Annotated in this window: 8 protein-coding genes; 2 read left to right on the forward strand and 6 right to left on the reverse strand. The window is 62.4% G+C overall.

What is annotated here, in order from left to right; all coding sequences use genetic code 11:
- From RT697_RS23080 to xsc, 4 genes are all read right to left on the reverse strand, one after another.
- Positions 1-696 (reverse strand): ABC transporter permease (locus RT697_RS23080; RefSeq protein WP_313702026.1); only part of this gene is annotated, 696 nt, incomplete at its 3' end.
- Between the two features lie 11 nt (positions 697-707).
- Positions 708-2,285: an ABC transporter substrate-binding protein gene (locus RT697_RS23085; protein WP_313702028.1), complete on the reverse strand. Its 1,578-nt coding sequence runs from the start codon at positions 2,283-2,285 to the stop codon at positions 708-710.
- Positions 2,286-2,408: 123 nt separating this feature from the next.
- Complete coding sequence (locus RT697_RS23090) at positions 2,409-3,329, reverse strand: bifunctional enoyl-CoA hydratase/phosphate acetyltransferase (RefSeq protein WP_313702029.1); 921 nt, start codon at positions 3,327-3,329, stop codon at positions 2,409-2,411.
- A 99-nt stretch (positions 3,330-3,428) separates the two neighbouring features.
- The gene (gene xsc / locus RT697_RS23095) at positions 3,429-5,240 is read right to left on the reverse strand and encodes a sulfoacetaldehyde acetyltransferase (RefSeq protein WP_313702030.1); all 1,812 of its coding nucleotides are present in this window, start codon (positions 5,238-5,240) and stop codon (positions 3,429-3,431) included.
- A gap of 161 nt (positions 5,241-5,401) precedes the next feature.
- On the opposite strand from xsc, the gene RT697_RS23100 reads away from it, so the two are divergent.
- Positions 5,402-6,163, forward strand: a complete 762-nt coding sequence (locus RT697_RS23100) for an IclR family transcriptional regulator (RefSeq protein WP_313702031.1) — start codon at positions 5,402-5,404, stop codon at positions 6,161-6,163.
- Between the two features lie 106 nt (positions 6,164-6,269).
- Here RT697_RS23100 and RT697_RS23105 read toward each other — a convergent pair whose 3' ends face one another.
- On the reverse strand, positions 6,270-7,067 hold the full coding sequence (locus RT697_RS23105) for a hypothetical protein (RefSeq protein WP_313702032.1): 798 nt from the start codon (positions 7,065-7,067) through the stop codon (positions 6,270-6,272).
- A gap of 39 nt (positions 7,068-7,106) precedes the next feature.
- Entirely contained in the window at positions 7,107-7,604 is a 498-nt protein-coding gene (locus RT697_RS23110; RefSeq protein WP_313702033.1) for a hypothetical protein, read from the reverse strand.
- A 750-nt stretch (positions 7,605-8,354) separates the two neighbouring features.
- On the opposite strand from RT697_RS23110, the gene RT697_RS23115 reads away from it, so the two are divergent.
- A partial coding sequence (locus tag RT697_RS23115) for a DEAD/DEAH box helicase (RefSeq protein WP_313702034.1) occupies positions 8,355-9,262 on the forward strand: 908 nt, incomplete at its 3' end.

The raw sequence follows: 9,262 nt of genomic DNA on the forward strand, positions 1-9,262 counted from the left end.
GTTCTCGGGCAGCCCCTTGGCCCGCGCGGTGCGGATGTAGTCGGCCTGCAAGGCGTCCATGACGCTGGCGCGCGCCAGCCGGCTGTACTGCGCCAGGTACACGAAGGCCAGCGTGAAGGCGGGCAGCACCAGGTGATGCAGCACGTCCACCACGCCCGCCCACCCCTCTTGCGGACCGCCCGCAGACCGCATGTCCGACACCGGAAAGATCGGCAGCACCGAGGCAAACAGGATGATGAGGATGATGCCGGTCCAGAACACCGGCGCGGAATAGCCCACGACCGACAGCAGCGTGATGCCTTGCGACAGCAGCCCATTGGGCTTCCTGGCGGCCAGCGTGCCCAGCAGCGTGCCGATCAGGAACGCCACGGTCACCGACGTCACCACCAGCAGCAGCGTGGCGGGCACGCGGTCCCAGATCAGCTGGGCGACCGGCACGTTGAAGAAGTACGAGTAGCCCAGGTCGCCGCGCACCACCTGCCCCAGGTAGATGCCGAGCTGCGTCAGAAACGGCTTGTCCAGCCCGTACTGCACGCGCAACTGGGCACGCAGTTCTTCGCTGATCCCGCCCATCGACCCCGCGATGGTCTCCACGGGATCGCCCGGCGAAATGTGGATCAACAGGAAATTCAGCGTCACCACGGCCAGCAGCAGGATCGCGGCATTCAGCAGGCGGCGCGAGAGATATCGCAACATGACGGCTCCCGCTACTGCACGGACGTTTCATCCAGCGGCGACAGCAGTCCCCAAATGCCGGACGGCAGCCCCTGCACCTTCTTGGACGACAGCGTGTGATACGGAATCACGGTCAGGAAGTCGATCGGCACGTCCTCGGTCACCAGGCGCTGGAATTCTCCGTACAGCGCGCGGCGCTTGTCCGCGTCGGTCTCGGTGCCTGCCTGCTCCAGCAGCGCATCGACCTTCGGGTTCTTGTAGGACTGCGTGTTGGTCCAGATGATGTCGCGGATGTTGGACGACATATACGTGCGATGCACGCCGATGACCGGATCGCCCCAATTGAAGACGATGTCGGTGGTCATGTCGAAGTCCTTGCCGGCGATGCGCTTGGCCCAGGTCGGAAAGTCGGGCGAGGCGCGCACCTGCACGTTGATGCCCACTTTCTTCAACTGGCTGCGCAGGTATTCCGCCACGTTCTTGCCCTGCACGTCGCTGCCCGGCATGTAGTCCACCGTCAGCGTCATGCGCTCGCCCTTGCCGTCCTTCTTGAAGCCGGCCTCGTCCAGCAGTTTTTCTGCCTGCTTCAGGTCCAGCGGGTACTTCTTCACGTCATCGCTGGCGAAGGGACTGGTGCCCACGATGGGGCCGTGCGCCGGCGCGGCAAAGCCCGCGTTCAGCGCCTTGGTGATGAAGCCCTTGTCCGTCGCGTACGCGATGGCCTGGCGCACCCGCACGTCGTCCAGCGGCTTGCGCGCCGTATTGAACGCCAGCCAGCTCAGCGCGCCGATGCCTTCATAACCCTTGTTGGTCATTACGATGGCGGGATTGTCCTTCGCGCGGCGCAGGATCGTCGGCTCGGTCATGAACGGCAGCGCGCCGATGTCGCCGCGCTCCAGCCCGATCAGCAGGTTCGTCGCATCGGGATTGATCTTGACCACCACGCGGTCCAGCAGCGGCTTGCCTTTGATGAAGAATTTGTCGAAGCGTTCCAGCACGATCTCCTGGCCCGGCTTGAATTCCTTGAAGATGAACGGCCCGGACCCCACCACATTCGCGGAGTTGCGCGGATGGGTCTTCAAGTCCTGGCCATCGCCGTAGATGTGCTTGGGCAGCACGGGCATCAGCGCCGGCGACAGCGCCAGCAGAATGGCTGGGTGCGGCTTGCTCATGCGCAGCACGGCGGTGCGCGCGTCGGGCGTTTCCACGCTTTCGACGGGCGCGAACATGGTCTGGAACGGATGGTTCTGCTTGACCGCCATGATCGAGAACGCCACGTCCTCGGACGTCACGGGCTTGCCGTCATGGAAGATCGCGTCGCCGCGCAGGTGCAGCGTCAGCGACTTGCCGTCCGGCGCCAGTTCCCACGACTCGGCCAGGTAAGGTTGCGGATTCCAGTCGGCGTCGTAGCGCAGCGGACTGGCAAAGAGCTGCGCACTGGGCAATGCGGTGGCGGTGCCCGATTGGACCGCGCCGTTCAGGTGCCGTGGCACCTGCGTGGAGCCGATGACAAGCGTGCCGCCGGCCTTGGGCGCATCCGCCGCGGCGGCGCCCCCCGCCATTGCAAACACCGACAGAATCGTGGCCAGGCCTAGTCTTGCGCTGCGCATGTGCTACCCCTTTGATGTTGTCGCGTGAACCATTCATGGATGGCTTGCGGACTAGCGTAGTCATCCCTTGGATGCACGCTTAGTACCAAACCGCTGGACTTGGTGGTGCCAGGCTGGCGACTGTCAGCCGCCCAGCGCGTGCGCGTACAGCGCCGCGACGGCGCAACTGTTGACGCGGGCTTCCATGGAATCGGACCGGCTCGTCAGCAGCACCGGCACGCGCGTGCCCAGCACCAGGCCCGCCGCGCCGGCGCCCGCCAGCCACGTGAGCTCCTTGTAGAGCATGTTGCCGGCCTCGATGTCCGGCACGAGCAGGATGTCCGCGTCGCCCGCCACGCGCGACACGATGCCCTTCTGGTCCGCCGCTTCGCGCGAGATCGCGTTGTCGAACGCCAGCGGCCCGTCGATGTCGCCGCCGCGGATCTGCCCTCGGTCCGCCATCTTGGACAGCGCCGCGGCATCCAGCGTGGCCGGCATCGCCGGGTTGACGGATTCGGTGGCGCACAGCACCGCTACCTTGGGCCGCTCCACGCCCAGCGCGCGCGCCAGGTCGATGGCGTTCTGCGCGATGTCCGCCTTTTCCTGCAGCGATGGTGCGATGTTGACGGCCGCGTCGGTCAGGATCAGCAGCTTCGGATACGCCGCCACCGCCATCACGAAAGCGTGGCTGATGCGCCGGTTGGTGCGCAGGCCGGATTCGCGCGTCACCACCGCGGACATGAAGTGGTCGGTGTGCAGGCTGCCCTTCATCAGCATGCTGACCGCGCCATCGCGCGCCAGCGCGGCGGCGGCGCGGGCCGCCAGCAATTCGTCATCCGGCGTGTCGACGATCTCCATGGAACCGGCACGCATGCCCTCCTGCGCCATCAGCGCGGCAATGCGCGCCGCCGGCCCGACCAGCACCGGCTCGATGTAACCCGCCTCGCTGGCCTGCACGGCGGCGCGCACGCTGACGGGACAGAGCGGATACGCCACCGCGGTGCGCAGCCGCCCGGCCGCCAGCGCGGCAACGCGCAGCGGCTCGAACAAACGGTCGAAAGCCATGTCTTCGCTCCTGCCGCGGCCGCGCGTGCGGCGGCCGGGTGAATGACCGGCGCGGACCGAGGCGTCAATGCGCGCCCCGGCCCGCGCCGCACGGGCCGGTCAGCGGCCGGCCGGCTCGATCGACAGCGGCACCTCGCCCGCCTGGAACGGCTGGTTCACGTACTTGCGGTACTTGTCCAGGAAGCGCACCGGCTGCTTGAGCGCATCGCGGCGGAACGGATCGCCCAGCTCCTGGCTGACCATCATCTCCAGCACGGTCGTCTTGCCTTCCAGCTGCGCCTGGCACGCGGCCTGCAGCGCGGCGCCAACCTGGTCGGCGTGCTCCACCCGGATGCCTTCGGCGCCCATGGCCCGCGCCAGCTCCGAAAAATTCGGATTGAGCAGGTTGCTGCCGACGAAGCGGCGGCCATAGAAGTCCACCTGGTTCTTTTTCTCGGCGCCCCACTGGCCGTTGTGGAACACCACCGCGGTCACCGGGATCTGTTCGCGCACGCAGGTCAGCAATTCCTGGAAGCTCATGCACCACGCGCCGTCGCCCGCGTAGGCCACCGCTGGGCGGTCGGGCCGGCCGAGCTTGGCGCCGATCAGCGCCGGCAATGCATAGCCGCAATTGCCGAAGCTCATGGCCGCGAGCATGGAGTTGGGCTCGTCAAAGCGCAGATAGCTGTTGGACACGGAGCAGATGTTGCCGATGTCGGTCGACACCATCACGTGCTTGGGCATCGCGCGTTCCAGTTCGCGCAGCATGCGGCGCGGATGCATGCGGCCGCCGCCCTGCTCGATGATGTCCAGGCTCCAGTCGTCGCGCTCGTGCGACCAGCTGTCCAGTTCCTGTTCCCACTCGGCCTTCTGGGCGGCGATTTCGCCGGCGCGTCCTTCTTTCGTGCGGGTGCAGGCGACATCTCGCCCTTGCAGCTTCGCCGTCAACGCGGCGGCGGCCGGCTTGGCGTCGCCGCAGATGCCCACCGACACCGGCCGCACCAGGCCCAGCATGCGGTGATCGGCGTCGACCTGGATGATGCGCGCGTTCTGCGGCCAGTATTCCAGGCCGTGCTGCGGCAAGGTGCCGAAGGGTCCCAGCCGTGTGCCCAGCGCCAGCACCACGTCCGCCTGCGACAGCAGCTTCATGCCCGCCTTGGCGCCCTGATAGCCCAGCGGGCCGCACCACAGCGGGTGGCTGGCCGGGAAGGCGTCGTTATGCAGATAGCTGGTGACCACCGGCGCGCCCAGCAGCTCGGCCAGCGCCACGCATTCGGCCTGGCCCTCCGAGAACAGCACGCCGCCGCCCGCCACGATGACCGGGAACTTGGCCTCGGCCAGCATGCGCGCCGCGGCTTCCAGATCCTCTTCCGAGCCGGGCCCGCGGCGGATGCGGCGCGGCTCCGGGATGGCCACGTCGATCTCGCCGTAGAAATAGTCGCGCGGGATATTGAGCTGCGCGGGGCCGCGTTCGGCCATCGCATTGTCGAATGCCTTGGCGGTGAATTCGGCCATGCGGTCCGGCCGGTTCACGTGCGCCTGGTATTTGGTGATGCGCGAGAAGATCGGAAGCTGCTCGGTCTCCTGGAAGCCGCCCAGCCCCATGCCCGCCGTACCGGTCTCGGGCGTGATCGCCACGACCGGGCTGTGCGCCCAGTAGGCCGCCGCCACGCCGGTCACGAAGTTGGTGATGCCGGGGCCGTTTTGTGCAATGCACACGCCGTGCCGGCCGGTCACGCGGGAATAGCCGTCGGCCATGTGCGCCGCGCCTTGTTCGTGCACCGTCGGCACGAAGCGGATGCCGGCCGCGGGAAACAGGTCCAGCGCATCCATGAAGGCCGAACCGACGATGCCGAAAACATCCTTGACGCCCTGCGCGACCAGCGTCTCGACAAACGCTTCGCTGGGGGTCATGTGTTGCTTGCTGCTCATGGTCTCTCTCCTGGCGTGCCGGCGCTTGTCCGATTGCTGATTGGCCGGTGTGATCCGATACTGCGCCAGAAACCCGCGGCTTCCCACCCCCGAGCGTTTCATTTTCTGCAATTTCTGTGCGAGGATGGGCAGCCGATCGCTGAAATCTCAATTATTGAAAGATGAAAGACGAATCCTCCGCCGCCCTGCGCGCGCTGGCCTTGCTGGAACAGGTGGCACGATCGGCCCAGCCCGTCTCGCTGGCCGAACTGACTGAATCCACCGGCCTCCCAAAACCCTCCGTGCTTCGGATCCTGTCGCGTCTGGTCGATGCCGGCATGCTGCTGCGCGAACCGGCCGGCAAGAGTTATGTGAGCGGCCCGCGCCTGGGCGCGCTGGCCCGCGACACGCTGCTCAACTCACCGCTGCGCGGCGAACGCCATCGCATCCTGGACAGCCTGGTCGACGAAATCGGCGAGACCTGCAACTGCACCATGCTCGACGGCGACGAGGTCATCTACCTGGACCGCGTGGAAACCGCCTGGCCGCTGCGTGTGAACCTGCAATCCGGCTCGCGCGTGCCGCTGCATTGTTCGGCGAGCGGCAAGCTGTTTCTGGCCTACATGCGCCGCGAAACCCGCCAGCGCATGCTGGCCGCCGCGCAACTGCCGCGCTACACGCCGAACACGCTGTGCGATGTGGCGTCGCTGGAAGAAGAGCTGCGGATCATCAAGAAGGAAGGCGCCAGCTTCGACCGGGAGGAATTTCTGCTGGGTATCGTCTGCATGGCGGTGCCCATTCTGCACGGCTCGCGGGCGATTGCGGCCGTGGCGCTGCATGCGCCGGTGGCGAGGTTGTCGATCGACGGCGCCCGGGCGTGGCTGCCGCGCATGCAGGAGGCGGCGCGGGCGCTGGCGGGGACGTATGAGGCGTCGGCCCAGTAGATCTGAGCGGACTTAATATGGGGCAAGGCGGACCAAATGCTTTTTGTAATAATAATTTAGTTATTTAAGCGACTTATTTAATTGATTCCGAAATCAGATTCATTGCCTAACGGGAATATCTTCCAAAATCTAGGCTTTCATATTGAAAACTACCGAAAGAACTATTATTCAGCCTCCCACCTGGACCATAAATCCTAATATTATCTTGCCCAGAGTACTCGAGAAGATCCCGAGAATTTATGCGAATACAGTTGGGCTCAATACTGGCGTCTTTTTCTTCAGTTGAATAAATTTTAGGGTATTTTTCGGCATCTCCTCCCTTTTGCATATAAGCAAGGATGGTTGCCTTCTCCGAATGATTCCATGCAGCAATGAACTGCTCCCGCTGCTTTGAGGAAAACTCGCGATTGTTTAGAAGCACGTAACCTGGAACCATATCGCCAGCCGATATGCCAGTGGCTATGCGAGGCGTGCCCTGTGGGGACCTAGGACTCGTGGCTGGTGTCACGTGTCCCCCCGTCCCACCTACCGCGGGAATAAAATCTGTAACAGGAACTTGAATTCCCGTTGAGCCTCCAGTTGCCAGCGTTGACGAGCTGCCATATGGGGTCAGACCTACTCGAAGGGGATCAATGGCATCTTTAGTGAACCCCGCCTTATTTAAATCAGCAGCGCGCTTGGCGACTTGCGGACATGTCTCAGCATGAGCCTGCACGTCCCAAAAGCCTCTGCTCATAGCGATCGCTATTGAAAGTTGTTTTTCTTTCCATGCCACTTGCACGCGACCATACGATTTTTCAGCAAGGTCGTCAGCGATTTCGCACGGAATCGGAAGGCTTAGAGCTCGCGCCTCGGCATGAGAAAAAAGGAAAATTATTTGTAAAAATAAATGCCACCTCTTCATAATTCGACCCCTAAAATACTGTTGCCTTACCCCAGCAACTTATGGCGCCAGAACTCCAAATTGGTTATCAGCCCCCTGATTTTGAGACGAAATGGGTGTTGCGACTGGCCCTTGGTAATAAGTAGTGGTTTTTGCGAACAGCGCGCAGACGATCACAGCAGCGCCAACAAAAACCGCGATTAAACCGGGTGAATGGCTCACAAGCCGAAGTTTCGGAACATGAGTAGCGGCCGCGCCCGCGTCGAAAACATTGGCGTACTCGTGAGAAAAAAAGGATACGGCCAATCCGGCAAAAGCGATGGCGCCGCCCATAAGCACGACGACGAACCGCAGGACTATTAGATTGGCACTGCTCAATGTGCTTGCAATGAACGCGCGATCCACGTGCTGCTGCTGTATGACGTCCAGAACTCGCCACTGGGTGGTAGCAACGAATACCAACATTGAAGTCAATAGAGTTGTTAACGCAACACCCATACCAATCCAAACCAATGTCTGCCATTTTGGAGTGACGCCACTTATCTGAAGGCCTGACATTTCCCACCTCCAACTAATGCGCTGAATTTATTAGTTTTGAACTTAGACATCTCGAACCAAAACTCCGCGAGGCCACCACAAATGGTTCGACCGTGAAGCATCTGAACTCCAGCGCATTAATGCAAACTTGGTTAAATAATATTGAATACGCGGTTACCACATCAACCTGCGCGCCGGTTTAGCCAACCTTTCCTTTGGCGTGCCATTCAGGGAGCATTCAACAGCAAAATAAAGGGTCTTTAAATACCCAGTTTTGGGTATTGCGCGCTCTTCGGTCGCAGTCTTACGCGCCATTTTTTTCGTCGCTGAATTTAACTATGATCGAATTCACCTCACACATGAATCGAAAAGCAGACAATTTTTAGCACCACCTAAGCGTTAAACGACATCTTATACCTCGCCCCACCAAAATAGCCGTAATTTTGAAAATTTGAATTTGATTCCAATGAGCCGCGAGTAGCTGACTGCGTTGCATTTTAATTACAACCAGCCCCGCTCCCCGTCTGGCGGAAGTTAAATCGACTCTGGAATTAAATATATTTGATCTCAATCCATCGGGGCACACATTTTCCCCATTTTCAGGACCTCCGAAGTCCACACACTGTGTATCAGCCATACCTTCGCACGGATTAGTTCGAGAACAGGATCCGTAGAGCCTCGTCCCTCTCCACTAATCGAGCCGCGCCGATCCGCCAGAGGTTTAAACTAGTGTTCGTCTCAGCCCAACTGCCTTTCAGATCCGCCCCCTCCGTGACCGACACCGCCTTCTCCTCCCTCCCCCTCCTGCCGCCCCTGCTCGAAAACCTGAAAACCCTGGGTTTCGAGCAGATGACGCCGATCCAGGCGCAGGCCCTGCCGCTGATTCTTGAACGGCGCGACGTGATCGCCCAGGCCAAGACCGGCAGCGGCAAGACCGCCGCGTTCGGACTGGGCGTGCTCCAGAACCTGGACGTGAACCGCCTGGTCCCGCAAGGACTGGTGGTTTGCCCCACCCGCGAACTGGCCGACCAGGTCGCGCAAGAGCTGCGCCGGCTGGCGCGTCTGATTCCCAACGTCAAGATCCTGACGCTGTGCGGCGGCGCCGCGGCTCGTCCACAGGCCGAATCGCTCGCCCGCGGCACGCATCTGGTCGTGGGCACGCCCGGCCGCATCCAGGACCATCTGGCGCGCGCCAGCCTGGACCTGTCGGGCCTGAACACGCTGGTCCTGGACGAAGCGGACCGGATGGTGGACATGGGCTTTTACGACGACATCGTCGCCATTGCCTCGCACTGTCCCACCAAGCGCCAGACGCTGCTGTTCTCGGCCACCTACCCCGACAACATCCGCAAGCTCAGCGCGCGGTTCCTGCGCAATCCCGCCGAGGTCAAGGTCGAGGCTCAGCACGACGCCAGCCGCATCGAGCAGATCTTCTACGAGATCAACGAAGGCGAACGCCTGGATGCGGTGGCAAAACTGCTTGCGCATTTCCGGCCGGTTTCCACGCTGGCCTTCTGCAACACCAAGATCCGCAGCCACGATCTGGTGGAACGCTTGCAGGCCGAAGGCATCAGCGCGCAGGCGCTCAATGGCGACCTGGAACAGCGCGAACGCGACGAGATCCTGATCCAGTTCGCCAACCAGAGCTGCGCCGTGCTGGTCGCCACCGACGTGGCCGC

The organism is Achromobacter sp., from assembly GCF_032113835.1.
Classification (GTDB): Bacteria; Pseudomonadota; Gammaproteobacteria; order Burkholderiales; family Burkholderiaceae_B; genus Achromobacter.

Coding starts and splice junctions, on each gene's coding strand:
- RT697_RS23110 (WP_313702033.1), bottom strand. CDS start 7,604: ATGTCAGGCCTTCAGATAAGTGGCGTCACTCCAAAATGGCAGACATTG.
- RT697_RS23085 (WP_313702028.1), bottom strand. CDS start 2,285: ATGCGCAGCGCAAGACTAGGCCTGGCCACGATTCTGTCGGTGTTTGCA.
- RT697_RS23100 (WP_313702031.1), top strand. CDS start 5,402: ATGAAAGACGAATCCTCCGCCGCCCTGCGCGCGCTGGCCTTGCTGGAA.
- RT697_RS23090 (WP_313702029.1), bottom strand. CDS start 3,329: ATGGCTTTCGACCGTTTGTTCGAGCCGCTGCGCGTTGCCGCGCTGGCG.
- xsc (WP_313702030.1), bottom strand. CDS start 5,240: ATGAGCAGCAAGCAACACATGACCCCCAGCGAAGCGTTTGTCGAGACG.
- RT697_RS23105 (WP_313702032.1), bottom strand. CDS start 7,067: ATGAAGAGGTGGCATTTATTTTTACAAATAATTTTCCTTTTTTCTCAT.